A 24,942-nucleotide genomic window follows, 5' to 3' on the forward strand; every position below is an offset into this window, starting at 1 on the left:
AGGCGGGATCGGCCGCCGGGGGCGGGCGTGCCGAGCCGGCGCTCTCTCCCGACGAGGCGACTTTCAGGCACTTCTGGTCACCGTGTTGCTGACAGGGATGCTCAGCGGCGCAGCCAGGGCGACCTCGGCTGCCGAGCGCAAGACCGCCAGCATCGATTCGCCGTCGACCTTTGCGGCGAAGTCGGTGAGCGTGGTGTGCGGCGGCAACTGCGCGCGTACCGCGGCGAGCACAGCGGCGTAGGGCGCGGCCCGGCCGGTCTGCTCCCAGGCAGTTCGCAGGGCGTCGTAGATGTAGCAGTGCGCCACCGCGGAGGCATTACCGGCCAAGGCGCCCGCCGCGGTCGTGAGTACCTCACCGACCACCGTCCCGAGCTCCCCGCCTCGCGGGGTACGACCGGCACCGGTGGTTGGACCGCTGGTAGGGCCACCGACATCCACTCGCCGATAGGCCGCACGCAGGCAGGTCGCCAGATCAGCCACGGACTTGCCCTCTGTCGGCTGCATCGGCACCGTCACTGCGCCGTGGTGGCCAATGTGGACCTCCCAGCCGCGGTAAGCGACCTGAGCCGTGCGCGAGACGCCCTGCGCGGCGGTCTGGTCGATCTCCTCGACCTGGATCTCATCGTCGGAGCCCGCCTCGGGTCGGACTTCAAAGATGTTGCGTGTCATACGGTTTAGAACCTCCTTCGGATCGGGTGAATGTCGCCGTCATGGCCGGACGCAGCGGCCGGAACCCCACCGCATCGTCGAAACTGAGCTGTTCTGCAATGGGCCGGTTGGACCACAGCACCTCGCAGCGCGCCGTCCGGGAGCGGCCCTGCCCAGTTTTTGCCGGTACCTCCAAGCGCGACCACCCGACCAACGCCTCGTCATAAAGCGCCGACGGGTAGCCGGAGAGGACCACAGCTGCCCGACACGCCAGCAGCGCCTCCAGCAGCTCGATGTGCTCAGCGTCGGACTTGAACTCATGGCGATACCCGGCCCCGCCGGCAGTACGGCTGGAACCCACATACGGGGGGTCGACGTAGAGGCAACAGGAGCGGTGCGCACCGTACTGGGTGATCACATCCAATGCGGGACGGCACTCCAAGCTCACCCGGTGCAGGCGCTCGGCGGCCGCGGCCATGCGTTCGGTGTAACCGTCGAGATAACCCGGCATGCTGGTCGACGATCCCGCTGGGTCGACATACATGCGCCACCCGGTGCGGCGCAGCGTGCCACCACGACTCTGGGAGATCTGTATCCACACCAGACGCGCGACTTCCAGTTCATTCAGCACAGTGAGGTCGGCGTCCCATGCCTGCTGGTGCTCGGCCCGCGAATGCGGAGTCAGCGCGCACAGACGCGCGAGTTCAGCTGGACGCTCACGCAACACCCGCCAGAAGGTGATCAACCGCTCGTCGATGTCATTGACCGTCTCCATCGAGCTCACCGGCTTAGCGAGCAATACCGCCAGGCTTCCGCCGAAGGGTTCGACATAGTGCTGATGGCGCGGAAGAGCCGCCGCGATCCGGGTGGCCAACCGAGTTTTTCCGCCGCGGTAGGCGAACGGCGGCGTACGCGCAGGGGTGGTCACGAGTCCATTCCGGCCGCGCGCAGGAATCGCTGCTGGTAGCGACGGTCAACGCCCGACGATCTGGTCAGTGCGCCGCCGCAGCTCAGATCCCGCATCACCTGGTACCGCTCACCGGCGCCGGCCGCGCCCAGCCGCGTCAGCGCCTCTGCGGTCTCGGCGGCCCTGACGCCTACGCGAGCGGGGTTGTCCAGCAGCGACGTCTCGATGCCAAGGCGACCCAGCACCGTCGCTAGGGTCAGCATCATTGGCACCGACGGGCAGTACACCTTCATGCCGTGCCGGGTGAACCGTGACGCCGCATGCACCGCGCCCCTGCCGATACCTTCGGCCTCAACCAGCCCGCGGCCGAACGCCCACCGGCCGTCTTCATGTAACCCATACCGCCGCAGCGTCTCTCGTGGCCTCGGAACGTGAACCACGCCTGGCCGCGGGGAACACACGGTTGGCTCGACCAGGGTGTCGAGCACCCATCGCGCGGTGGCCTGGTGAGCGAACTCGAACTGCAGCCCACCGCCTACCCGCCGGTGCGGGGTGAAGGCCAGCAGTGCCCCCAGATGCACGACACGCACTTGGGCGCTCGACGATAACCGGCACAGCTCGACACGCACCGCGGTTGCGAGCTCATCCATCGCCTCACTCACGCCGGCATCCCTTGCCAGGGCGGGGTGAGGCCGCGCCCGCTGACACCGCGGCGATCTCGCGCAACTGATTCATCGCTGCGGCCCAACCTTTGCTCTTGCGGCGCTCGGGGACGAACACACCCGCATAGATCCCGGACTGCTGCTCGGCGGCGACGGCCTCGGCCGCGCACCGTCTCCGAACCGGGCAGCGCTGGCACATCTGTTGCAGATAGGTCCACACCGGCTGCGCGGGCCTCCGCTCGGATGTCCAGAGCTCAGGAGCATCGGGAGTCTCGCGAAAGCACACCGCCTCGGCTCCCCAATGCTCCTCCGTAACCGCGGGCAGTGATGTCATCGCACCAGGCCCTGCATGGGCGACCGCCCGGAAATCTCGGCGATGAACCGAACCGCCATCGCCGCCACACGAACCGCGGCCGGGCGCGCCGGGTCGTCGAAGCGCACCGCCGACCACAGGGACTCGTATTCGCGCTTGAGATAACCGAACCCTTCATGACTGGACGCCAATGTCCGGCCGACCGGCCCGACATCACCGATGGCGCAGTGGCATTCCCGCGCGGCCGCCGCGTAGCGCTGCGATGCTGGCCCACTCTCGTAGAGGTCGGCAACGAACCGCAGCGCCATAGCGCCGACCTGCACTGCCTCGGCACGCGCTCTGCCGATCCGGTTGGCCCGGACCTCGTCCCAAAGCTCGTCGACCTCCTCAGCCAGCACCATCGCCGCTTCCTCGGCCGAGCAGAAGACGCCCGGGAATGCCTCCAGCGCCGCGCGTAGTTCATCACCGATCGCCAGTTCGGCATTGCGGCAACGGTCTTCGGCGTCGATGGTGGCGCAGGCGCTGAACATCAGGCGCGGAGTTCTCATGATCCGACCAGCTCTCGCACCGGGTGGAGCAACGCCATGCACCCCGCGCAGGCGTCATCACCGGGAACGCTGGGGGACCCACATACCGTGCACGCTGCGGTGCACGTCCAGCACGCCATCTGTCCCTCGATGCGTACCGGGTCAACGGGCAATCGCCCACACATCGGGCAGGTAGCGAACACCGATGGCACCGCACGGCGGCGATGACCAGCGGCCACTCCGTTGTGCAGGCCCAACGCGCACGCCGGGGCGGCGACTACGGCAGATAAATCAGCTTCTCGGGTTGATTCGGCTGTAGAGCAGCCGCTACCCTGAGTATGACCGTGCAAAGTCAACTCCTCTCAGTGGGAGACCCGGGACGCAGAAGTTGCGGTCTGTCGTCCTAACCCAGATCAGCCCTCCGTTTTCGCCGGGGGGTTGGTCTATTTCTGGGCCCGGGTCATCGCTATGAAGATGTCCGATTGACGGCTCCTGGGGTCAGCGCCCGGCTCCGCCATCGCTCACAGAGGCAGCGGCATCACCTCATTCGCCAACCGTGGAGCGTGCTGCGCGCTCATCACCGCCGCCCTCGTTTATCGGTGCAGCCCTCGACGTGGCGGCGCGCTTGCTCGGAGGCCACTGACGGCCGCGCCCAATACACCGTGCGGCCGCGGCTTTCCACGCGTTCGACGACTCCATGTCGACGCAGACGCACCAGCGTCCGGTAGACACCTGACTCGACCGCCCACGCACCGAACCCAGCCTCAAGGGCCCGGTGCCGGAACTCCGCCGTCGAAATCGCCCGCCCGGCAGAGCCGTCGATGACAGCCTGCAGGAATGCACCCAACTCGGCCCTCGGTTCATCGCCGAGGTCAGGGGCGTGATGAGGCTCCCACTGGGCCGTCGCAGTCTGCATTTCTGTGGTCCGGCTATCCGGTGGGTGCGTGCGCGGACATCGCCAGGGTCAGCGGCAACACCAGCTGTGCCTCCGCTGCACCCCGCGTCGGCGTGTAGTCCGCCAGCTCGATCACCTCGGCGCCGACTCCATCACTGCCGCTGCTGTCACCGGCCGGCTCTGGGGCGTCAACGTCCTGCACACCCTGCGCGTCACCGACGCTCTCAGAGCACGCATCACCTGCGGCACGGCGAGACAGGACCTGCGCCACTTCCGCTCCCGGTGAGCGCGCCGGACCGATGTCCAGGCCGGCGATGATGCGTAGTTCCTTGCGGTTGCGTTTCAAGCCGGGGCCTGGCGCCAGCCGATATCCGCCCCAGACGCCATGCTCGGGCTGCGGATCCAGGGTTAGGGCGCGCAGGGCGCAACGGGACTGATAGAAGCACGACCAGCAGTCCGCGGCCGCTTCAGCGTCGGGCAGCTGCCCCTCGGGGAACCAGCGCTCGGGATCACCCTGGAAGCACGGGGTCATCTGCTCGGGTTCAGTGTCACGCATCTGGTGTTTGGTCACCTTGTGCATGGGGGCGCCTCCATCGTGGTGAAGGCGCTGATGAGCGCAGAGTTGGGCACGACAAAGCTCCTCATGTGTCAGAGATTGGTGATCGCCGAAGCGTCGGGGCGTCCAGGCGCGACGAAGACAGCACTTCCTGGTGCGCGGAAATGGTTCCTGTGCAAGCGAATTCGTGATCGAGATTCGTTCCCCGGGTTCGGCTGCTGACGGCCTGCTGGCCGCTTGAGTGCGAACGTGTTACCCGGGGGTGGTTACCAGTGACTCCTCAGCGGGCGCTCCCTCCGGTCTGTGTGACCTAACGCCCCGAACGTATCAAAGCACCGAACACGTTGGCAACATTTACCGAGAAGTCGTTGTGTCGTGCACTTCTGATAGTCGCCTGACCAGTGACATTGCATATGAGCGCTCGGATACCGGGAGCTGCGGAATCAAAGGTGCCAACAAAGTCAGCGTTTGCTCGACGCGACCCTGAATCTCCGTGAACATCGCGAGACGAGCTGACTCGGCCACACCGTCGGCTCGCGCCATCTGCACCGCACTCTCGGCAAATCCCAGGACCGCCTCCGCCATCTGCAAGGTTGCGTCAGCCGCTGGCGGCACCACCCCAGCCCCGGATGTCTCACCACCGGTGATTGCCTCCCGAAGGTCTGATTCGGGAACGCCGTATAGGTCGGCGAGCACCGGACGTAGCGCCGCCGGCGGGGAGTACTTGCCGAGCTCCCATCCCGAGACCGCCGAGGGTGCCACATTGATGCGCTTGGCCAGCGCAGCCTGGGTGAGGCCGGCCGCGATCCTGAAGTGCTTGAGCTCCCAACGCTGCCGCGCCGGCATCTCCAGAAAGTCGACGAGATCGCCACCGAAAAAGTCCACGATCTTGGTCAGCAGCTTCAGCGACGGCGTGGAACGACCGCTATAGAGACTGCTCAGCGTCGTTGGAGTCACGCCCAGGCCGGCGGCGATCGCCTTCTTGGTCATCCCCGCCTTGTCGCAGGCCTCGCGAAATGCTTTGGCGGAGAAAAAGTCAGAAGTATTGTCTGCCATCAGCGGGTCATCCGACCCGGGCAGTCACTGCCGAAGCCGACCAACCTGGTCGCACAGGGAACCGTGGCGCCAGACCGTGACTTCACGAGCCGTGAAGCCTTCAGTAGCCATGGATCGCGGCAGCGCTGCCCTGATCGCCAGCGACATACCTCCCGGCCGCGGCGCGGAGGTCCTCGGCATGTTTGGCGAAGTGTTCGGCCACCGCGGTCCCCGAGGCCAGCATGGCCTGCTGGAACTCGCCGACCGCAGCCGTGAACTCCGCGCCCACCGGTCCGTATCCGGTCTGCATCGCTGCAAGCAGCTCGGCGTCGGGCTGGACGTTGGCTGCAACCTCGGAGGCCACCAGATCGTTGGCCGCCGCGAACTGCAGTATGTCCTGATCATCGACGCGCAGATTCATGGCAAAAAGGCTATAGCTGTAACTCAGCTGCAAGCAAGACCACCCAAAGCGGGCTCCACCAGTATGAACAGGCGCCACGCAGCGCCGGACGCTGATCACGAGTGACTTGACCACCAGGTGTACAGCTCCGCGAGCGCGCGATCAGTCGGCGCTCCGCGCGCCACTACCAGCAGCGAGCGCGCTGTGTCAGTCCATGCCACCGTTGAGGCCTGGGCGTCGAGACCGCAGACCAAGGTGCCGACCGGTTGGCCGGCACCACTGCGACGCCACGGCCCCGGCGACTGGATGTTGCCGGGGCAAACCACCACATCAAGACCCTCGACGACGCTGCCAAAGGCTGCATCGAGGTCGGCGCGCTCAGTGATCGCGGTGTAGGTCGAGGTAGCGGGCCCGCCCGGGTCCAAGTTGCGCGCACAATCGACCGTGGCCGCCGCCGACGGCGCAGGTTCGACGGCAGCGCACGCCTGCGAGGGATACCCAGCCGGCAGCAGTGCCATCACCTGATCGGCCTCCGACTCATCGGAGCTGGTATCCACCGCGGACTCCTCGACCGCCACCCGCGGGCTGTCGGCCGCGTCCTGCGAAGATCCGGGAGAGCGGACCATCAGCCACCCGCCGGTGACCACCGCGGCAACCACCACACCGGCGGCGACGCCCGCCCACAGCAAACGTCCCCCCCAACGTGGACGCGTCGGCGAGTCGTAGAATCGCTGCCACGGGTTGTCCCCGTGGGCGGGTCCAGGAGAGAGTCCGGCCATGCCTGCCAGTATGACCGATGTTACCGCAGCAGTGGCTCTGGAGAACGCGTGTCCACACTGCCAGCATTGAAGTCATGACCAACCCGCTCCAGACAATCCTGGCCGACCCGGAATTACGCGTGTGGCCCACCCGGAATCACACCGCGGAACCGGACGGGACGCACGATCTGGACGCGCAGAACATTGCCGCAGAAAGCAATGATCAGACCGGTTCGCAGGTAGGCAAAGATGTGGACGCTGAAGCGGCTATTTCGCGTATAAACGCGTTACTGGAGCCTGCGTCAGAATTCGACAGGGCGACCAATACCGCGCCAAATCTGCAGCCCGCCGCTGAGGTTGTCGAATTTAATACCTCGGCGCCTGCAGATTACGCTCCCGACCCGGACGCACAATCTGGCGCGGACTCTCAGTCTTGTCCTTCGGAGGAAGGCACCACCTCGCCGCGCGGGTTCGACGATATCGCCGCCAAACCGAATGCTGTCGCAGACAGGGTTGCGCAATTCCGGGAATGGCTGAGCGCCGGCGGCTGGAAGAGTCCTAAAACGCTGGGTTCGGTCGCCGCGGTCGCCGTGGTGCTGGTGACTATCGCGTTGTCAGGCTCCGGCACGGACCCGGCGGCACCGTCGGCACAGATTGCCGCCGAGCCGCCTCCGATCGCCCAGAGCTCGCCGGGGCCTGCAGCTGCACCAGTAGGTTCCGACGTCCCCTTGGGCCCCGAATCGGTGTTGTCGGCGACCGCCCGGTGCCCGGCTCCCAGCTCGGATCCGATGAATGCCCTGCGCCCTGAGAGCACGCAGCCCTGGGTGTGCGTCCGGGCCTGGCAAGTCGACGGCCAGCTACTAGAGATTGTCTTCGACCGGCCCTATGTCATCAGCTCGGTTGGGATCATGCCCGGCGCAAGCACTGAGGTCGACGGTCAAGACCAGTGGGTCAAGTACCGCACGGTCAGCCGGCTCACGTGGAGCTTCAACGACCCCGCTCGAACGAAGGTCTCCCAGACAACCGGGGATCGCCGCGAACTCATGGTCACTCCGGTCGCCGCGACAGGTTGCAGGTCCGCTCCGGACTGTCCCGTAATCGCCTCGGCGGTCACCATCACCATCGAAAAGACCAGCGAGCCGTCCAACCCGGGCAGTCTGCAGTCTCCGGGATCAGGTCTGGGTGCGGACTACACGGCATTCGCAGTCAGCCACCTGGAAATCGTGGGGCACCCGGCCGGCTAACCGCCGGCGGGCCTCAGCCGCTAGCCATGTTACCCATCCCCGTTGCCGTCATGGCCGCATACCTGCAACCGGGCTCGGTAGCACGTTATCTACGCAGCTCAGCTAGATCGGCAGCAGACCACCCATGCCTGAAAGCCATGAAGCTGGCCGTGTTGGACTCCTCGCATGCCAGCCGGGCGTGCTATCCAGAATGCTAGCAACTTATCAGCTAACGACCCGTGTCAGCGTCTCGGCTCCTCGCTTGCCTCCGGCCGCTCAGTGCCGAGCGTAGCACATGGTGTCAAGCATAGCGAACGATTCATATGCCGCTACCGCCTCGGCCAACCCCGGAGTCGCCAAGGTGAGCTCCTCTGGAAAACGACCGGCACCAGCGGCATCGTCTTAAGCGTGAGCTTCCGACCCACCGCCGCAGACCGACTCCACCGAGCCTGGGCCCGCCGCCATGCCCACCGCCGTACCGTGCAGCGGGCGGCTACCGTCACCTGCCTAGCGTTGGGCGCCATCGGTGGACTCGGAACGTTGGCGGGCGCTTGCTCCCCCGACACCTCTGTCACGGCCGAGCAGATGGCGGTCACTCTCAATCGATCGGTAGCAGTCGAAGGCTTCGCCGATGCCTTCATCAACGCCTATCTCAGCGGCGCTAAAGGCCCCACTGCGCTGCCGCTGACAGCATTCACTTCCGTCCCCATCACCGCACCCCCGGTGCCAGTGAGCGTGATCAAGACAGCCCCCTGGTCAGCCCGGCCACAAGACAGCGGCTACGCCAATATCGACTACTGGTCGGTCGTGATCGGCGCCTTCGTCAAACCGCTCGGCAAATCGCCGCAGCTGTGGTTCTACCAAGTCCCAGTCGCCGTCGTCGATGGAGCACCGCGGGTCACCTCGGCCCCCGCATTCCTCAACGGGCCACCCCCCGGATACGACCCCGAACTGGCCTACCCCGTCGACGTCCTCGCCCACAGCGACCCAGCCGACACCGTGACGGGATTCCTCGAATCCTGGCTGTCTGGAACCGGTGACATCACCCGCTACAGCACCGCCCCCGGCATCAGCGCCTTCCCGGAAACCCCATTCACCCGAATCACCAGTACCTCACTCAAATCCACCACCGAAATACCCACCCGACCTGCCGAGGGATTCAGCACACAAGTACTTGCCACAATTACCGCACAGGACCGAGACCGAATAACTCAAACACTCAGCTACCCACTGACAATCTCCTACCGCACCAACAAATGGTTTGTCACCGATATCGACCTCGCACCAAAACTCGGAGGACGACTGAGTGAAACCGCCGCAACCACCGCGGCCAACACCCCGACTACTACGCCGCCCTATTCACGACCGACACTCCCGCGGTAATTACGGCCACCGACAACAGCCCGAAAGGAACAATAACCATGAGCGGAATCACGCAAGTACTCTTGAACCTCTCCACCGAGGTCCGCGGAATCATCATCGCAGTTATCACCATCATCGCCCTCATAATGAGCGCGGTCGTCTTCGCACAATCACGCGGATCGGTCACCAAAGTGCTCGTCGTTCTCGCCTCATCGGTCGTCGCGGGAATCGTTGTGTGGCAGCTGCCCGACCTCATCCGCCTGGGCGTCAGCGACGCGCCCAACCTCACCGGCATCAACAGCCGCTACTGAGCCCGCCCCCTATGAGCTCGACCATCGACGTCACCGTCTACACGCTCGCCCGCAAATTCCCCAAGCTGATCGGGAAGTTCGCGAACGGCAAACCGGTACCCCTAGGCCCCTATACCTATCTGCAGGTCGCAACCCTCATCGTCGGCGTCGTCACACTGCTGACGATCGTCGGCGTGTTCGACCCGCCCAAGCTGCCCGCCTTGTTCGTCGGAGCCGCCATCATCGGCCCCACTGTGGTCGCTGTACGCCGCATCGGGTTCAGCATGGCGCGTACCAGCTCGCGGATGATCTGGACCAGCCGAGCGTGGACACAGCGCAAGCCACTGAGCACCGGCGGCCGCGAAATCACCGCCCCCCATTCCGGACGGGCACCCCTGACCCCAACTGGCGGCCGCCGTGACGTCTTCGAAATGGACACGACCCACTGATGCTGAAACTGACCCAACCCACCCTCGCGGTCACCGGGAACCTGCGCTGGACCCTCACTGGCGTCGTCTACGCCGAGTGGCTACTGTCCCCGCGGCCTAACGGCCACGAACGCCCCAGTGACAGGCGCGAGGTCGTCAAAGACCACCGCGACCTGTTCACCGATATCCCCGAGACCATCTTGACCACCGTGGTCGCGCCCCTCGACGTCGCCAGCATCGCCGCCCGACTTACCGCCACAGCCCGCACAGACAGCCAGCACTCAATCGGCTCGTTCCTCCAACGACACCCCGACTACACAGTCGAGGCGTCGGCACAGCTCAACGCGATAGAACTGCAGGCTCGGCCCCCCCACGAACGGATCATGTGGCTGTCGGTTCCGCTGTGCGGACCGTCGCGCACCGGAGACCTACCTTCTGATTTCATCCCCTCGGACAAACACCGCGAGCAATTCGACGCCCTCGCTGACGAGATCCGACGCAAGATCCCGGCCTCGTTCGCACCCACCGCGGTCAATGCCACCCAGATGCACTGGCTTTGGGACCGGGCCCATACCCGCGGCCTCGCCCTGGACCACACCGCCGCCGACCCATCGGCACCGCGTCCCTTTCCCCACAACCGCACCACCACCACACGGCGGGGACGCATCCGCGGGTTCCGACTCTCTGGAGAACTCGACGAGACTCTGGCCACCGACGACCGCAAGCGTCGCACCCTGACCCGCGCGATCAAGACCTACTACACCGACAGTGAGCTCGCCCCGTCCTACCAACAGTTTCTGGTCGTCGACGACTTCGCTACCCGGATGCCCTGGCCAGGCGTCGCCGACCAGATCTTCGCCGTCCTCAATCATTTCGAGGGCGCTGGCATCGACTTCACCATCCACACCCGCAAGCGGGACCGATCCGAAGCGCTGGCCGCCAACGCGCGAGCTCTGCGCCAACTCTCCGAGCAGATGGACGAACGCAGCGACGAAGTCAGCTTCGCGCAGAACTTCCTGGTCCACCGCGGACAACAACTGGCCCAATACGACAATCACCTCGAAAGCAGGCCCTCGGAAACCGAAATCCAGTTCTGCCCCATCATTGCGATCTCCGCGCCCAGCTTCGAAGAGCTCGAGGACCGCTCGCGCGAGGTGATCCGCACCTTCAATAGCACCGGCGTGAAACTGGTCGCCCCCTACGGCGCCCAAGCCGAGCTCTGGGCCGCCAGCCAACCCGGATATCCCGAGACCCGCGCGCGCAGCGACTACACCCATTTCATGCCGACCGACACCTTCGCCTGTTTCATGCCGGTCACCGCACCGCAGATCGGCGACGACTCCGGCCCGTTGATCGCAACCAACCGGCTCTCCGGCTTCCACGAGCCCGTGCACTTCGACCTACTAGGGGCCACCGAGCGCGACAAGTCCGCCAGCTTCGCCATGACCGGCGACCTCGGTTCGGGTAAGTCCGTGGCCCTCAAGGTGATCTCAGGGATGGTCGTCGACCTCAGCGGACAGGTGTTCGCCGTGGACCGTTCCAAACTCGGCGAGTACCTGCTATTCGCCCAGGCGGTGGCCAACGCGGTAGTCATCGATCCGGCAAACCCCACCTACACCATGGACCTGCTGCGCGTGCTGCCTACGGCCGACGCCGCCGAACGCATCCTGCCGGTGTTGATGCGGTTGTTCCAGATCAAAAGCGGATCCCCAGAGGCGGCCCTGCTCTCGGATCTGATCGAACCCAACTACCGGGCCCGCCACCGCATCCGCGGCCTGCCGGACCTGGTGAACCACACCATCGCACTGGCCCGCGACCACACCACCAACACCCCAGCGATCGAAACGCTGGCCGGCCAGCTGCGGTTCTGGTCGCAACGCACCTACGCGCGTGCACTATTCGCCGACGACCTACACCCACTACCCCTCGACGCACCGATGGTCGTGCTGCGCACCCACAGGCTGCAGCTGCCCGCCGAAGAAGAACAACCCGCCGACGACCCGACCAAACTGTTCGGCGAGGTGATCTACGCCCTCTACGCCACCATCGCCCGAGAGGCGTTGTTCGCCAGCCAAGCGCGATTCGGTCTCCTCGTGCTCGACGAGGCCCTGCACCTGACGCGTTCCGTCGTTGGCCAATCGATCATCAGCGAGTTCGTCGTCGATGGTCGCAAACACAACGCCGCCATCGGCATCGCCTCCCAGGATCCCGCCCACTTCGGTCGATTCCGCCGACTCATCCCGACGCTGTTCATGTTCCGGCAGAGCGACGAGGTGTTGGCAGCCGACAGCCTCAAGATGGCCAGCGAGGACGCAGCAGCCGACCATCTCGTGCAGCAGATGACCCGGTTTAGCCCTGGTGAGTGCTTCATGAAGGACCTCAAGCAACGACTCGGCTCGGTCAAGATCGCCCTACCGGCGCATCCCGACCGCGCTCGCGCGGTGCTGACCACCCCCACCCGAGAAGCGATCGCGTGAACTCCAGAATTCGCAAATCCGCCCGCCGGCTGACCTTGCTGCTGACCCCAGCTGCTTACAGCCTGATCACGGCTGCCCCAGCGTGGGCCGCAGTGGGACTAGGCGTCGGGGCGTTATGGATCGGGGTGACCGACGGCGACGGCGTGCCGATCGGCACCTATGGACTGTCGTTGGACAACGGAAGCCTGACCAACCCGCAGGCTGCACCCTCAGCCATGGTCCACCACTGGCTCTACAGTGTGTTTCTCACCATCATCGGTCTGGCCCTGTGGCTCATCGACAACGTGCTCAGCTTTCAGTGGCTCAGCATCATCGCCACCCCCATCGACTTCGTCGGCCAGAAGGTCGCCGCCCTGGTGGTCAGCCCCGCGGTGCTGCTCTTCGTCGCGACGCTGGCCGCAGGTTTCATCGCCGTCAACGTCCTGACCGGCAAGCTGAGCCGCGCGGCCGTACAGATCGGCACCGCGGTGATCCTCGCGCTGCTCGCGGTAACGCTGGGCAGCAAGCCCCTCAGCGACCTTGTAGGCCCCGGTGGCGGACTGGCCATGGGCCGCGACATCGGCATCGACCTCACCACTGAGCTGTCTGGAAAGTCCTCCACAGGGGAGCAAGCGCTCTCCGACTTCACCACCTCACTGGCCGACAACTTCGTCCGCACCCCCACCCTGGTATGGAACTTCGGCGCTAATCTCGACGCCGCCCCCTACAACTGCGGCAGCGCTTGGTCAGCCGCCGTGCAGGTCGGTGACATCGACACGGTGAAGGACGCCGTACAGGGCAGCTGTCCCGGCGGCGAGCAGCTGCATCAGTTCGCGATGAACGACTCCAGCAGTAAAGGCGCCACAGCGCTGATGTCGATCCTCTTCGCGCTGTGCGTGCTGGCCGTCTTCGGCTACCTCTGCTACCAGGTCGTATTGCTGGCCCTGTCGGCGTTGTTCTGGGCGATCGTGGCGATCGTCGCCCTCATCGCCGGAATGGTCCCAGGATCACCACAGGGGTTAGCCATCAAGTCCGCCCTCGATGCAGTGTTCGCGATCGCCGGAATGACCTGCTACGTCGCCATTCTCGGCCTGACCGGCGCGCTCACTTCCGCCATGTTCACCCTCGCCGGAGACGATGTGATCATGGCGATGCCGCTGGTCTCGCTGCTGCTGGTAGCCCTTGTGCTGGCACTGCGCAAGGTCGGAAACGGCCTCGTCGCGGTCCGAAATCGCGCCGCCCAACGGGCAGCCTCATTCGGCGGGGGAAGCGACGCCCTGGGGGGCAATGGGCTCACCAGTCAGAACAACAGCCCTGGCCTCCTGGACCGCCTCGATCCCCTCACCGCGGTCCCCCATGCCACGCACACCCTTTCGGCGCGGAGCAAGAGCGCCGCCACGACCGCCGCGAAGCTCGGCGTGGCTACCGCGGCACCAGAGGTCGCCCCGTTCATCGGGGCCGCCGACGCGCTGATGTCCAAGCAAGCCGCCAGTCAACAACGCAGGAAGCGCACGGAATCGACTGCGGCCGAGTCCCGCTCACCTCGGCCCCCGCGGCAATCCCACGGGCGCCCGCAGTCCGCCACCTCGCCCCCGAGCATCGGCTCAGCAGACCTGACCGGTGAATCGAACGCTGAGAGCACGTCCCGATTCGCACCCCCGGCCGCGCCACCTGACACGCCGTCGAACCCCGCTTCGAGCGCCGAGCCCAGCCCAGGCCCGCGCTCCCCCACCGCGGCGTCCACGTTGTCTCAGCTCACCCAACCCCCGGCGGACAACGGTGCATACACACCGACAGGGTTGCCCGCGCGAGAGCACCGCTCAACCGGGACCGACGCCGCATTCCTCATGGCCAGACCGGCTACCGTCGAAGAAGCTCAGAAACGATTCCCAGCCCTGTGCGGGCATCTGACCACACGCGGGGACTACTGCATCAACCCTGCGGACACCTGCCCTCATCACCCGCGGCGCACCAGCGCGGCGCCCGCGATGCACCCGGCCCTGGCCGACCTGGCGCGCGGCGACGGCGGCTCAGCCTCGACCCCGGACGGTTTGGCGAGACCGGCCGACTCGCGCGACGTGCGCACCGAGTTGATGATGGGCAACGCTTCAGCCGACCGGCAACGATGACCGCCTTGACGAAACTGACCCTGGCCGCGGCCGCGGCCGGCGTGATCGCCGTCCTGGCCGCTCCCGTGCTTCTGATCGTGCTCCTGATACCCGGGCAGACCGCGCAGGACTTCTACCAGGCCTGCATCACCGCGCGGGGACCCCGCGCCACCGTGCTGGCAAACCCTCCATCGACAAACTTGAGTCGCGATGAAGTCCTGTTGAGAATCGTCGATACCGCCACAACACTGGGGTTCGGTAGACAGGGAGCAACCGTGACTGTGGCGATCTCACTTCGCGCGACCGGGTTAGCGAACGCCGCGAACCCCACCGTGCCCGACACTGTGCGCTATGCGCATAGCGCCGTCATCGACGGCGACGGTGTGGGGGCGCTTGGCCTGCCCTCTGCCTGGGGCACCGCCGCCGAACTGATGACCCCTGAAGTGTCCACCGCCCTGGCGCTCGACCGCATGGTTGACCGAGCGCCGAAATGGCGCGACACCGACCCAGCTGAGCTGGCCTCGCTGATCACCGGTATGCCCACCGAGGCCTTCCATGGCCCCGTCCAGACAGCACAAGTACTCCTTGACCAGCACCGCCCCACCGTCGAAATCGGCGCCCCGACAATGCGTTCATTGCCCTCGCCTTCGGCTACGCCCACTTCCACCGCCGTGGCCACAGCCAGCGCGTCAGTGCTCGTGTCCTTGGCCGACGCGCAGTCAGTCGCCTCCACCGCCCCCGAGGCCGCCTCCTGTGCCACAGCGCTGAGCACCCCGATCCCCGGGCTCACCGACCACCCCAACCCCGTCGGCCCGGCGATCGCCGGCGCAGCACAACGCCACACTGGCACCGCCGCACAAACCGATGGTCAGACCGACGCCGCTGCACCGCCCACCGACAGCGCCCAGTTCGTGGCCTTGGTGCTCACCGACGCTCTGCGACAGCACTTCCCGGCCACGGTCACCGGACTGCTTGAGCACGGCCACCGCGCCGACGCGCCCATCGCCGGAGACCTGATCTTCACCGACATCAGCGCCAACGAAGGGCCCCACCTCGTCGGAATCGCCGTCGACCCCACAACCATGATCACGCTGCTACCTGGCCGACTCACCCCCGAACCCATCGAGATCGGACCGGCCCGACTTATCCGGCGAATCGAGGTGCCCACACCGTGAACACAGTCCTTCCGACGCAGGGCCCGCTGGATCCCACCGGCGGCGACCTTCTCGGCGACCCCGACGGCGACGAGCAGGCCGACCAGACCACCACGACACCGCCTCCCCTCGGTGACGAGGACACCCAGTCCGGCCCCGTACCGATCCGCGTTCCCCCACTGGGGAGCGCCGCGCATCCGCCCGCCACCGGTTCCGCAGTGCCCGCCGCCACGACGAACACCGCAGCTCCGCCAGCTCCGGGCGGCCCTGCCGCACCGACGCCCACCACCACAGACACCCCCGCTGCAGCGCCAGACGCAGAATCGACGACCGACGCCGACGCCGACGCCGACGAGGGCCAAGCCATCTCCGACTCCGAACCTGAGACCGAACCCGATGCCGACACCGGACCGGAGATCCCTCAGGAAGCACTGGACGCCCTCAACGGCCTGGCCACTCTCGGCCCGCAAATCGCCTCGCCCCTGCTCAACGCAGCCACCGGCATCCCCGCCGCCGCCCTGCAAGGTGCCGGCGGACTCGTCCCCGCCCTCACCTCCGCCGTTCTGCCCCAGCTGGCGGCCATGCTCGACCAACTCGGCACCACCGCACCCCCCGGATCGCCCGCAGCACGCATCGGTACAGCTGGCGCCGACGGACTGGCTGGCGCCCTAGGATCACTGGCCGGAGATGGCAGGGCGGCCGACGCCGCGCGCGCCACCAACCAAACGCTGGCCCGCCAAGTCGGAGCATTGCGCGACGTGGAACAACAGCTCGGCGACATCCTGGGGCTGTCCTCGGCACGCACCGAAGCTGACAGAGCCAAGATCCAAGGCATCATCGACGACGTGGAAACCGCTCTCACGTCCGCCGGCGTGCAAGGCAACACACCCGAAGCCCAAGCTGCGGTGCTATCTGCACTACGCAGCGCCCTCGACGAGGCCGGCGATGTGGTCAGCGGCGCCGCCCGGGACAAACTCAGCGACGCCGAGTTCGTCCGAGAGCTGATCAGCAACTACCTCAACATTTCCAGCGAGCTCGACACCCTCCACGCCGGTGTCACCGGCAGCGGCACCGGCGCCAGCGCCGCCCGCGCCGCCCATGAGGCGCTCGGCCTGCCCTACGTCTGGGGCGGCGGCGGCGCCCTGGGCCCAACCGGGGGCGGATTCGACTGCAGCGGCCTCACCCAGTACGCCTACGCCCAGGGGTCCGGCGGGCGCATCATGCTGCCACGCACCACCTACGAACAGATCAAGGTGGGCCGACAAGTCCCGATGGGCGCGCTGGCTCCGGGCGATCTCGTGTTCAGCAACTTCTCCGCGCCGGGGGTTCCCGAGCACGTGGGCATCTACATCGGTGGCGGCCAGGTCATTCACGCACCCCAGCGTGGCCAGGACGTGCAGATCAGCTCCGTACCGTCCGGCGGGCAAGCACGGCGGGTGATGTGAGCGGAAGCCAGAAGGGTCGACCATGCCACCGTTGCGCTGGGACAATGACGCTATGACCGCCGCCGAGGAACCCACCAGCCACGATGGATTCGAGATCAGCGTCGACGAAGCGGCATATCTCGTCGAGTATCTGGACCTCATCGGGTTGCTGCCGGAGGTCCTTGCGGTCTACAACCCGATGACCAGCGCTGAGCTGGTCGACGGCTGGAAGGCTCATCAGCACCAACGGCTGACCGAGCGCGGCATCCTGACCTCCACCGGCGCCCTGCCCGAGGTTGCCGAACAGATGCGTACCCTGGCCCACTCGCAAGAAACGTTGGCGATCCGGATCACACCACTGCAGCAGGCAGACACCATGCTGAGGCTGGCGATCGCCACGCGCTACGGCCGGTTCGTCGTCGCGAGCCGCACACGCGACATTTTCCTCGTTCAGTCGGTTCCGGTAAACGCCTGGCAAGACGCCGTGCGGATGACCTTGGATACCAACCTCGGAACGGCCGAGCCGGCACCCTTGAGTCAAACGCTGCAACTCAGCGTCGCCGACGTCAACAAGATCGGCGCAGCGTCGGCAGGGGAGGTGTCCGACCTACTTACCGAGATGGGAATCCACCCCCGTGACGCGGCAGTCCTCAACGCCGCCTCAACCCCTACGGTAGCCACCGAGATCACCGCGGCCCGCCGCGTCGACGGCATTGTGCGACGCTCAGCCACCGCCGTGACGATCCTGGATACGACACACGGCCGGGTGATGGCCTGGCCGCACATTGGTCCCGATCGCAGCACATGGATCTCTTACGCCGCCGGTGAACCCCACCGACTCCGGACAGCGATTGCCGGCCTACTTGAACAGTTCGACGCCGAGTAGCCCGAACGCCAAAATCGCTGCACCGCAACGGATACGCGTCAGCAACGAGTCCTCTTGAGAAGCGCTGACACTGCATCGAGAGTGGTAAGGGTGAAAAGCTGGCCAGCCACTGCTGTCATGATTGTGCTCGCTTCCGCCGTCGCAGTAGCGGTAGGACTGCGGCGGGCCGCGGCGCCGACGAACTCGTTCCGGGTCGCCGCAGACGCGCTCCCGCCGGTCGTCATCGACCGACTCCGCCATCCCGGTGCGCCGACCTACATGGTCAGCTGGGACCGAGTCGATCGCGTCGCTCTGTGGAGGCCGGTCGAACGCCGATGAAGAGCACCAGCAACACCGACAGCGGTACCGGATTCGAATTGGCCATCAGCCTTTTGGTGCTCGGCGCGGCCGGCGGTTGGTTGGGCTACCGATACCTCTCCGATCACCCCACCGCCCTGACGTCGCTGGACTTGACCATGCTCGCAGTGATCGGGCCGGCCATCCTCGTCTCGCTGGTCAGCTGGGGCCTGGTCTGGCGGGCCCTCCGCCCGGGTGTCCCCGCCGACGATGAACTCGACCGCTGGCAGCTGCGATTCCCGGTCCGCGCGGCCACAGTGGGTACTGCTGCCGCGGCCTTTGCCGCCGCGGCAATCCTGATCCGCTGGAAACTCAGCATTGCATTCTTGCCTAACGTTGGGATCGCGGCCGCTGCGGCCATCGTCGCAGCAGCATTCACCATTGAGAACCACCAGCTCCATGGTCAGCGAGTGCGGGTGCGCAGCAATTTGATTCAGGCCCTCTACGGCCCTCTGGGACACAAGGTTCCCTCGGAGGCTGTCGTCCGCGATATTTGCTGGCAGCCGAGATCGGCTGTGCCTGAGACGATCACGATCCGCGCCAGCAGGCCGACCAACACCCGCCTCACCTACAGTGAGGACCAAACGCTCGACGACGATCCCAAGACCACAGGGCGTACCGACGCTGCAACAGTCATCCGCCGCGCCCTCAAGACTCACTGCGGGGCTCACTACAAAGTCAGCGCCGACCCATCGGGACTGCGCTTCCAGGCCACCCATCACGTCCCCGAGCAGCTCGATGAGGACCTCGCCGAGCTCACCCGCAAGGTCCGCGAGTTCTTCGGGCCCACAGCCACGGTGACCGGCAACCTGGCCTCAGGCTTCACCATTACCCACAGCGTCGCCACCAAGATGACAGGCGAGTTCCGCAAACGGGTAGCCGAGCAGAACCTCACAGAGCTGATCGGGGGAAACTGGGTCACCACATGGGACATGCAGCAGGGCACGGTGGTCTTCGCCCCCAAGCCCGACCTACCCAGAATCGTCTACCCCGCCCCTGTGCCCGAAGTGACCTCAATCGACCAGGCAATCGCCGAGTACAAGCAGACGCGCCTGCCCTACGGCATCGATCTCGACCTCAACCCCCAGGAGTGGGACCCTCTCGACGCTCCGCACACCCTTGTCGGCGGCAAGACCGGCGCGGGCAAGACGGTGTACCTACGCGCCAAGATCATGCAGGCCGCCCGCCGTGGCTGGGCAGTGGTCATCGTCGATTTCAAGGGCGGATCCTTCTCGGACCTGGCCGGCTGGCCCAACGTCCACATCATCAGCAGCGATCCCTTCGAGTCCATCGCCACCATCCACCGCATGTACAAGCTGATGGACGAACGCAACGCCAAGGCCCGCTGGAACCCCAAGAGCTGGGAGAAGAACCTGCCCTACCTGCTGGTCATCGACGAAGCCGCGCAGTTCAAGGTGATTCTGACCCGGCTCTGGGAGTCTGGCCTCAAACCCAAAGGCGGCCCCAAGGAGCCACCCACCGTCACCGAGATCGCCGAACTCGAACGACTGTCGCGTACCGCCCGTATCCACCTCGAACTGGGCATGCAGCGCCCCGATCACGACCTGATCGACACCGAGGCGCGCGACAACTTCGGCAACAAAGTTTCAGTCGGTCCGATATCGCGGATCGCCGCCGAAATGCTGTTTGAGGACAGCTATACCGGCCGCAACGTACCCCGGATCAAGGGCCGTGGAATGTCGCTGGGCACCCACGAGACGCCCCGAGAGACCCAGTACTACTTCTGCCCCGCCGCCGACACCACCAACCCCGACGAGCAAGCCGTGATTGCCTCCATGCGCCCATCCCGGACGCTGATCCCGCGCTACGTTCCTGAGCTGCCCGCCGACCTGGACTCCTGGACGAGATCGCCGACGCCCCTTGGTTCGATCTGGCCGCACGCCCGGACCTCGATCCCGCCCTTGTGAGTCGCACGATTACCCGATGGGATGGCGACGCCACGCTCGGCTTCGACACCGACACCGAGGCCCAGGAGAACCTCACCGTGTGCGCGCGTGACCTCCAGCCCAAGGATTCGGTGGTTATCGACGGCTTCAGTGGAGAGATCGACGGCATCGACGTCGACGACGACGGCACCGTCACGATCATGTGGCAGAAGGACGACGACGGACTTCTCTGCATGTCCAGCACGTCGGCGGGGTCCCACTTCGATATCACCCGCGCGCAGATCAACTCCTCTTGAGAATGCCCAGTCTGGGCCCATAGCGTCATAGCCGGACCTGGTGTACGACACCACACGACGGCTACGAGAGGAGCTCCAGCGCCATCATGTCGATCGATCTGGGCCCCTTCGGCAGTTTCCCGTTCTTCGTCGGCCCCGCGGGTGCGATCGCTAAGTCTGCATTCGACAAACTCATCGAGGAGGCGCAGGACCTGTTCGGCACCGGGGAACAGCCGCAACTCCCCGGACCCCCTCAAGCGATCTTGCCACAGTCTCCCGACGGCCAAGGACCAGCTCAAGACCGCATCGACGAGCTCAATCAGATGGTGGCTGAGCTGCAGAAGCGCCTCGACGAGCTGCACAAGGCCGGCGACGAGGCCACCTCAGCGACCGGTGAGAACTCCACCCAGGGCCGAACTGCGCATGACCAGATTGTCAGTGACGGTGCGCTACTCGGGTCCGGCCTGGCGCCGCAGGGCAGCGTGCCCGAAGCCGACTCCGGGATGCTGGCGGCGATGCAGCAGCAGATCGACGAGCTCACTCGAAATGTCGAGGACAAAGCTACGGCCGCCAATGGCATCGCCGACAGCCTGCGCGACATGGGCATGGGCATGCCCGGCCTCGGCGGCCTCGGCGGTGGACCTGGCATGGGCATGCCCGGGCTCGGTGGAGGTATCCCCGGCTTGTCCTCGTTGGACGGGGGCGGGATGGATGTCCCTGAGGTCAGTTCGCTCGGCGACAACGACGCATTGCAGCCTCCAGAGGTGGCATCGACCTCAGATGACGCACTTGCTCCACCTGAAGTGGGCGCCGCGGGTATGGCCGCTCCAGAGGTCTCCCCCGGGCCGGAACCCATGCCAGTAACCGCGGCGCCAGCGGCGCCGGCACCAGCGCCCGCGCCGCCGCCGGCAGAGGCGCCCGGCGAGCCCGCCGCAAGCACCTCCGAGACATCCAGCGAAATCACGCTGCCGTCCGGCCAGGTTGTGACCGCACCGAACCCGCAGGCCGCCGCCGCGGTACGGAATGCACTCAACCGGCCCGCCGGCGCCGGCGACGTCGCTACTACCGCCTACACGGGCACCGACGTCGAATTGCCCACTGACGGTGCTGATCCGGGCCGCAAGATTGACCCGTCTGACGTCAAGCCCGGCGATATCGTCGTCTTCGACGACCACACGGCCATCGTCGCCGGCAACGGACAGCTCATCGGGCCTGACGGCAAGCTTGAACCCCTGGGCATCATCAATGACAGCCCCGGGTTCAAGGGCTTCTTCCGCCCCACCGAGGACGCAGACGACCTCGCAGCACCCTCATCGGCCACGATTCCCGCAGCCCCCACCACCGCCGCCCCGCCGCCGACAACCACATTGTCGGCCGCCGTCCCCGATGACGGTGAACCCGACGAAGCCCCTGCTCCTGCTGCTGATCCCGGATTCGGGCTGTCGACAGTCCCGCCCACCCATGAGCGTTGAACAGGCTGTCGACGACTATCTCGACGCCGCGCGAGACATCCTTGGAACCACGCAGCCACCCACGGTCCCCGGCGCCCCCAGCAGGGTCGAGACCCTGCCCAACCCGGAGTGGACTGGAAACGCCCACGAGGCTGCAATCGCAGCGACCCGCACATTGCAGCTGGCCCGCGACCGGCTACAGGCCGCGGCCGCCAATGCCGCCGGCTACACCGAGTCGGCCAATCAGATTGCCCAGCAGGCAGCGCTGGACCTAGACGCCATCACCTCGGAGTGGGCCACTACCAAAAACAGCATCGCCGCGATGCCACCCGGCCCCACCCGCGACGTAGCCCTACTGACCGCTGCCCAGCAGCGCATCGCCGAAGTGGTGACCCTGATCTCGGCAACCACCGCACGCTACAACGAGGAAGCCGCCAACCTGCGCGCAGAGATGGCTGGCCTGCCCCAGCCTGACACCACCCACGGCGGCGAAACCCTTCCGGCACCGGCCCCGAACACCCCCCCGTCGCCCACTGCCCCGCCGCCCCCACCCACCGAGATGCCGCCACCAACGATGGACGCCGCAGCGACGCCGATGCCGGGGGCACTGCCGGCGATGGCCTCGCCAGCCAGGGCCGCGCCGGCGGCCACGGCACCTATGGCCACTGCCCCCCGCCGCGGCCGTGAGCCCGCTGAGCTCCCTGGGATCGCTGGCCCCTTCGCAAACCAACCGCCGCGGCGCAGCTGTCACTCCACAGCCCGGCGGCGGAAACCCGCTACGCGGTGATTTCGGCGCCTTGGGAAAACTGACACCAGACTCCACCCCGGGCGAAGTCTTCGCCGCGGTCCTCGCCGAAGCCAAGGCCCGCGGCTACACCCTTGAAGAGGGATTGGCCTGCGCCGCGACGATGCTGCAGGAAAGCTCCGGCAATCCCCGCGCGGTCAGTAGCAACGGCCTATGGGTGGGCCCCTTCCAGCAGGACACCAGCTACCCGGGACGTAGCGACCCCAATACCGCGATCGCCGAGTTCTTCAACCGCCTCGACGAGAAGCGCGCCTCCGCCGGCGCCAGCAGCGACATCTGGAAGAACATCTTCTGGCTCCAACAACGACCTGGTATCTCCACTGCCGAGGAAGCTTTCTCCGGCGGCCGCCAGGACTACCTCACCGAGATCCAGAGCCAGCTACCCCGCGCCACGCAGATGTACCGGGATCTGTCCGTCGTCCAAGAGCGAGTCCGTGCATGAGTATCCAAACCGCAATCGACGCCTACCTGCGGGACGCCCGCGAACTACTAGGCACCGGAGCCGCACCGGGCAACTCCCGGCGCCCGCGCACTGACATGCGCCCGGCCCAACCCCAATCCTGGATCGGGTCAGCCGCCGACTCTGCTGGCGCCACCGCCGACCGCCTCGACAACGACCGGGGAAAGCTCGGTAGCGCCCACGACCGAGCTACCCAAGCCCTCGACGCGGCAGCCAGCATCGCTCACGACGCACACGCCGGAATGACGACCATTGAGAACGCCTGGCACAGCGACAAACTTGCCCTCGGACCGTTCTCCAACACTCCCCAAGGCCAGGCCGCTCTCCTCCAAGCCGGGATGCAGCGTGTGTCCGAAACGCAGTCGTTGGTCTTCGGCGTCACCACCCGCTTCGGAGACCTCGCCACCAATGTCGGCGACGCCATCACCGAACTACCGACCCCGCTCGACGCAGAAACCTCCACACCCCCTGAAGACACCCCAGCCGACGCCGACGAAGACTCGGGAGCCGACGAAGACAGCAGCCAGACCGCGCAGACCGAAGAATTCAACGCGCTGGGCGGCCCACTTGAAGACGAACCCACTACATTCCCGTCATCAGCGACCGATGCCGCCCCGATAACCACGTCCGCCGGACTCGGATCCGGATCGCCCATGGAATCGCTGCTCAGCAGCATGGGTTCCGGCGGCACGCCTTCGATGGGCCAGCTCCCCCTCAGTGGTGGAGTGCCCGGCGGCGGCGCCGCCGGACTGTCCTCGCTGCTGCAGCCGCTCATCGACGCCGCCGGATCCACCGACAGCACATCAGAGGGCGACGGCAGCGCCGAAGACGACAACCACGCCGGCGTCGCGTGGAACGGCACCGAGGCCCAGCGGGCGATCAAGACCGCCGAACAGGCGCTGGGACTGCCCTACGTGTGGGGAGGTGGCGGCACCGCGGGTCCATCCGGCGGCGGCTTCGATTGCAGCGGCCTGACCCAATGGGCGTTCGCCCAGGCCACTGACGGCCGCGTCGTCCTGCCTCGCACTACCTACGACCAGATCAACATGGGACAGAACGTCGCCCCCGCCAACATCCGCCCCGGTGATCTCGTGTTCAGCAACTTCTCCGCCCCTGGCGTGCCTGAGCACGTCTCGCTCTACGTCGGCGACGGCAAGATCATCGAAGCCCAGCAGACCGGCGTCCCCGTCAAGTACTCCGCGGCGCCCACGGGCGATATCGTCGTCAGGCGCGTCCTGTAAGCCAACGCGTGTTCCCCAGCGTCTCAGCGTTGAATCCGACCGCGCCGATGCGCACGGAAGTACTCCATGGCCTCAGCGCGGGTCTTGGCACTTGCCGGCGGCGCGACTTCCCCGGCGACGGCGGCCGAGGTACAGCGGTCCTGGGAGCGAGGGGCCGCCACAGGAATCCGCGGCAACTCACGCAGCCGAACAGCCAGGAATCCAGCAGGCCGCAGCAGGGAATCCGGCCACGTCCTACCCGTTCGCCGCATGTCAGCATTGAGCGCATCGACGATCTGCGCACCAGTCCAGGTGTCCAGGTCTAACCCCGATCGGGTGAGAACCTCGCAGATCTGGCCGGGATGGACGGTATCGAGGCCTCGGCAGCGGGAGATGACACGCGCGGCAAGCAATTGGAGTTGCAGCGGGCGGGGTTCGCCCCGCCCCGCGGTGTCT

General features: G+C 66.3%; 26 protein-coding genes. 16 read left to right on the forward strand and 10 right to left on the reverse strand.

Annotated features, from left to right (window positions below; translation table 11 throughout):
- Nucleotides 1-63 precede the first annotated feature (63 nt).
- From BTO20_RS38830 to BTO20_RS38875, 10 genes are all read right to left on the reverse strand, one after another.
- On the reverse strand, nucleotides 64-669 hold the full coding sequence (locus BTO20_RS38830; RefSeq protein ID WP_087083917.1) for a hypothetical protein: 606 nt from the start codon (nucleotides 667-669) through the stop codon (nucleotides 64-66).
- Nucleotides 650-1,576 carry a DNA adenine methylase gene (locus BTO20_RS38835; RefSeq protein ID WP_087083919.1) on the reverse strand — a complete coding sequence of 309 codons (927 nt, stop codon included), beginning with the start codon at nucleotides 1,574-1,576 and terminating at the stop codon, nucleotides 650-652. The genes BTO20_RS38830 and BTO20_RS38835 overlap by 20 nt, the downstream gene beginning before the upstream one ends.
- Complete coding sequence (locus BTO20_RS38840) at nucleotides 1,573-2,217, reverse strand: hypothetical protein (protein WP_087083921.1); 645 nt, start codon at nucleotides 2,215-2,217, stop codon at nucleotides 1,573-1,575. The genes BTO20_RS38835 and BTO20_RS38840 overlap by 4 nt, the downstream gene beginning before the upstream one ends.
- Complete coding sequence (locus BTO20_RS38845) at nucleotides 2,210-2,551, reverse strand: WhiB family transcriptional regulator (protein WP_087083923.1); 342 nt, start codon at nucleotides 2,549-2,551, stop codon at nucleotides 2,210-2,212. Before BTO20_RS38845 ends, BTO20_RS38840 begins: the two co-directional genes overlap by 8 nt.
- Nucleotides 2,548-3,078, reverse strand: coding sequence for a hypothetical protein (locus BTO20_RS38850; protein ID WP_198344638.1), 531 nt, complete (start codon nucleotides 3,076-3,078; stop codon nucleotides 2,548-2,550). Before BTO20_RS38850 ends, BTO20_RS38845 begins: the two co-directional genes overlap by 4 nt.
- Nucleotides 3,079-3,634: 556 nt before the next feature.
- Complete coding sequence (locus BTO20_RS38855; protein WP_087083927.1) at nucleotides 3,635-3,973, reverse strand: hypothetical protein; 339 nt, start codon at nucleotides 3,971-3,973, stop codon at nucleotides 3,635-3,637.
- Between the two features lie 13 nt (nucleotides 3,974-3,986).
- Complete coding sequence (locus BTO20_RS38860) at nucleotides 3,987-4,508, reverse strand: WhiB family transcriptional regulator (RefSeq protein ID WP_232491413.1); 522 nt, start codon at nucleotides 4,506-4,508, stop codon at nucleotides 3,987-3,989.
- Between the two features lie 354 nt (nucleotides 4,509-4,862).
- Nucleotides 4,863-5,564 carry a helix-turn-helix transcriptional regulator gene (locus BTO20_RS38865; RefSeq protein WP_087083930.1) on the reverse strand — a complete coding sequence of 234 codons (702 nt, stop codon included), beginning with the start codon at nucleotides 5,562-5,564 and terminating at the stop codon, nucleotides 4,863-4,865.
- Between the two features lie 100 nt (nucleotides 5,565-5,664).
- Nucleotides 5,665-5,964 (reverse strand): type VII secretion target, encoded by a 300-nt coding sequence (locus BTO20_RS38870; RefSeq protein ID WP_198344639.1) that lies wholly within the window; start codon nucleotides 5,962-5,964, stop codon nucleotides 5,665-5,667.
- 95 nt (nucleotides 5,965-6,059) lie between these two features.
- Complete coding sequence (locus BTO20_RS38875) at nucleotides 6,060-6,722, reverse strand: hypothetical protein (RefSeq protein WP_087083934.1); 663 nt, start codon at nucleotides 6,720-6,722, stop codon at nucleotides 6,060-6,062.
- A 74-nt stretch (nucleotides 6,723-6,796) separates the two neighbouring features.
- Between BTO20_RS38875 and BTO20_RS38880 the strand changes: the two genes are divergently transcribed.
- The 16 genes from BTO20_RS38880 to BTO20_RS38950 all read left to right on the forward strand — a co-directional run bounded on the left by BTO20_RS38880 (nucleotide 6,797) and on the right by BTO20_RS38950 (nucleotide 24,507).
- A complete protein-coding gene (locus BTO20_RS38880; protein WP_087083936.1) occupies nucleotides 6,797-7,945 on the forward strand; it encodes a hypothetical protein in 1,149 nt (382 codons plus the stop codon).
- A gap of 387 nt (nucleotides 7,946-8,332) precedes the next feature.
- A complete protein-coding gene (locus BTO20_RS38885) occupies nucleotides 8,333-9,307 on the forward strand; it encodes a conjugal transfer protein (protein ID WP_232491414.1) in 975 nt (324 codons plus the stop codon).
- A 38-nt stretch (nucleotides 9,308-9,345) separates the two neighbouring features.
- Entirely contained in the window at nucleotides 9,346-9,597 is a 252-nt protein-coding gene (locus BTO20_RS38890) for a hypothetical protein (protein WP_041801131.1), read from the forward strand.
- An 11-nt stretch (nucleotides 9,598-9,608) separates the two neighbouring features.
- The gene (locus BTO20_RS38895; RefSeq protein ID WP_232491415.1) at nucleotides 9,609-10,025 is read left to right on the forward strand and encodes a hypothetical protein; all 417 of its coding nucleotides are present in this window, start codon (nucleotides 9,609-9,611) and stop codon (nucleotides 10,023-10,025) included.
- A complete protein-coding gene (locus tag BTO20_RS38900) occupies nucleotides 10,025-12,481 on the forward strand; it encodes an ATP-binding protein (protein ID WP_087083940.1) in 2,457 nt (818 codons plus the stop codon). The genes BTO20_RS38895 and BTO20_RS38900 overlap by 1 nt, the downstream gene beginning before the upstream one ends.
- Nucleotides 12,478-14,589, forward strand: a complete 2,112-nt coding sequence (locus tag BTO20_RS38905) for a hypothetical protein (protein WP_087083942.1) — start codon at nucleotides 12,478-12,480, stop codon at nucleotides 14,587-14,589. The genes BTO20_RS38900 and BTO20_RS38905 overlap by 4 nt, the downstream gene beginning before the upstream one ends.
- Nucleotides 14,586-15,743, forward strand: a complete 1,158-nt coding sequence (locus tag BTO20_RS38910; protein ID WP_087083944.1) for a hypothetical protein — start codon at nucleotides 14,586-14,588, stop codon at nucleotides 15,741-15,743. The genes BTO20_RS38905 and BTO20_RS38910 overlap by 4 nt, the downstream gene beginning before the upstream one ends.
- Nucleotides 15,740-17,167, forward strand: a complete 1,428-nt coding sequence (locus tag BTO20_RS38915; RefSeq protein ID WP_087083946.1) for a C40 family peptidase — start codon at nucleotides 15,740-15,742, stop codon at nucleotides 17,165-17,167. Before BTO20_RS38910 ends, BTO20_RS38915 begins: the two co-directional genes overlap by 4 nt.
- Nucleotides 17,168-17,219: 52 nt before the next feature.
- Nucleotides 17,220-18,032 carry an ESX secretion-associated protein EspG gene (locus tag BTO20_RS38920; RefSeq protein ID WP_232491416.1) on the forward strand — a complete coding sequence of 271 codons (813 nt, stop codon included), beginning with the start codon at nucleotides 17,220-17,222 and terminating at the stop codon, nucleotides 18,030-18,032.
- A 117-nt stretch (nucleotides 18,033-18,149) separates the two neighbouring features.
- Nucleotides 18,150-18,350, forward strand: coding sequence for a hypothetical protein (locus tag BTO20_RS39805; protein WP_041801129.1), 201 nt, complete (start codon nucleotides 18,150-18,152; stop codon nucleotides 18,348-18,350).
- Nucleotides 18,347-20,296: a type IV secretory system conjugative DNA transfer family protein gene (locus BTO20_RS38930; protein WP_232491417.1), complete on the forward strand. Its 1,950-nt coding sequence runs from the start codon at nucleotides 18,347-18,349 to the stop codon at nucleotides 20,294-20,296. Before BTO20_RS39805 ends, BTO20_RS38930 begins: the two co-directional genes overlap by 4 nt.
- A complete protein-coding gene (locus BTO20_RS41005; protein ID WP_232491418.1) occupies nucleotides 20,293-20,571 on the forward strand; it encodes a hypothetical protein in 279 nt (92 codons plus the stop codon). Before BTO20_RS38930 ends, BTO20_RS41005 begins: the two co-directional genes overlap by 4 nt.
- Nucleotides 20,572-20,657: 86 nt before the next feature.
- On the forward strand, nucleotides 20,658-22,022 hold the full coding sequence (locus BTO20_RS38935; RefSeq protein ID WP_087083951.1) for a hypothetical protein: 1,365 nt from the start codon (nucleotides 20,658-20,660) through the stop codon (nucleotides 22,020-22,022).
- Entirely contained in the window at nucleotides 22,012-22,788 is a 777-nt protein-coding gene (locus BTO20_RS38940; RefSeq protein ID WP_087083953.1) for a hypothetical protein, read from the forward strand. The genes BTO20_RS38935 and BTO20_RS38940 overlap by 11 nt, the downstream gene beginning before the upstream one ends.
- A gap of 10 nt (nucleotides 22,789-22,798) precedes the next feature.
- The gene (locus BTO20_RS38945) at nucleotides 22,799-23,248 is read left to right on the forward strand and encodes a lysozyme family protein (RefSeq protein WP_087083955.1); all 450 of its coding nucleotides are present in this window, start codon (nucleotides 22,799-22,801) and stop codon (nucleotides 23,246-23,248) included.
- Nucleotides 23,245-24,507 carry a C40 family peptidase gene (locus BTO20_RS38950; RefSeq protein WP_087083957.1) on the forward strand — a complete coding sequence of 421 codons (1,263 nt, stop codon included), beginning with the start codon at nucleotides 23,245-23,247 and terminating at the stop codon, nucleotides 24,505-24,507. The genes BTO20_RS38945 and BTO20_RS38950 overlap by 4 nt, the downstream gene beginning before the upstream one ends.
- The last annotated feature ends 435 nt before the right edge of the window (nucleotides 24,508-24,942 follow it).

It is taken from the genome of Mycobacterium dioxanotrophicus, from assembly GCF_002157835.1.
GTDB lineage: Bacteria > Actinomycetota > Actinomycetes > Mycobacteriales > Mycobacteriaceae > Mycobacterium > Mycobacterium dioxanotrophicus.

Coding starts and splice junctions, on each gene's coding strand:
- BTO20_RS38830 (WP_087083917.1), bottom strand. CDS start 669: ATGACACGCAACATCTTTGAAGTCCGACCCGAGGCGGGCTCCGACGAT.
- BTO20_RS38845 (WP_087083923.1), bottom strand. CDS start 2,551: ATGACATCACTGCCCGCGGTTACGGAGGAGCATTGGGGAGCCGAGGCG.
- BTO20_RS38850 (WP_198344638.1), bottom strand. CDS start 3,078: ATGAGAACTCCGCGCCTGATGTTCAGCGCCTGCGCCACCATCGACGCC.
- BTO20_RS38855 (WP_087083927.1), bottom strand. CDS start 3,973: ATGCAGACTGCGACGGCCCAGTGGGAGCCTCATCACGCCCCTGACCTC.
- BTO20_RS38860 (WP_232491413.1), bottom strand. CDS start 4,508: ATGCGTGACACTGAACCCGAGCAGATGACCCCGTGCTTCCAGGGTGAT.
- BTO20_RS38865 (WP_087083930.1), bottom strand. CDS start 5,564: ATGGCAGACAATACTTCTGACTTTTTCTCCGCCAAAGCATTTCGCGAG.
- BTO20_RS38870 (WP_198344639.1), bottom strand. CDS start 5,964: ATGAATCTGCGCGTCGATGATCAGGACATACTGCAGTTCGCGGCGGCC.
- BTO20_RS38875 (WP_087083934.1), bottom strand. CDS start 6,722: ATGGCCGGACTCTCTCCTGGACCCGCCCACGGGGACAACCCGTGGCAG.
- BTO20_RS38880 (WP_087083936.1), top strand. CDS start 6,797: ATGACCAACCCGCTCCAGACAATCCTGGCCGACCCGGAATTACGCGTG.
- BTO20_RS38890 (WP_041801131.1), top strand. CDS start 9,346: ATGAGCGGAATCACGCAAGTACTCTTGAACCTCTCCACCGAGGTCCGC.
- BTO20_RS38895 (WP_232491415.1), top strand. CDS start 9,609: ATGAGCTCGACCATCGACGTCACCGTCTACACGCTCGCCCGCAAATTC.
- BTO20_RS38900 (WP_087083940.1), top strand. CDS start 10,025: ATGCTGAAACTGACCCAACCCACCCTCGCGGTCACCGGGAACCTGCGC.
- BTO20_RS38910 (WP_087083944.1), top strand. CDS start 14,586: ATGACCGCCTTGACGAAACTGACCCTGGCCGCGGCCGCGGCCGGCGTG.
- BTO20_RS38920 (WP_232491416.1), top strand. CDS start 17,220: ATGACCGCCGCCGAGGAACCCACCAGCCACGATGGATTCGAGATCAGC.
- BTO20_RS39805 (WP_041801129.1), top strand. CDS start 18,150: ATGATTGTGCTCGCTTCCGCCGTCGCAGTAGCGGTAGGACTGCGGCGG.
- BTO20_RS38930 (WP_232491417.1), top strand. CDS start 18,347: ATGAAGAGCACCAGCAACACCGACAGCGGTACCGGATTCGAATTGGCC.
- BTO20_RS38935 (WP_087083951.1), top strand. CDS start 20,658: ATGTCGATCGATCTGGGCCCCTTCGGCAGTTTCCCGTTCTTCGTCGGC.
- BTO20_RS38940 (WP_087083953.1), top strand. CDS start 22,012: ATGAGCGTTGAACAGGCTGTCGACGACTATCTCGACGCCGCGCGAGAC.
- BTO20_RS38950 (WP_087083957.1), top strand. CDS start 23,245: ATGAGTATCCAAACCGCAATCGACGCCTACCTGCGGGACGCCCGCGAA.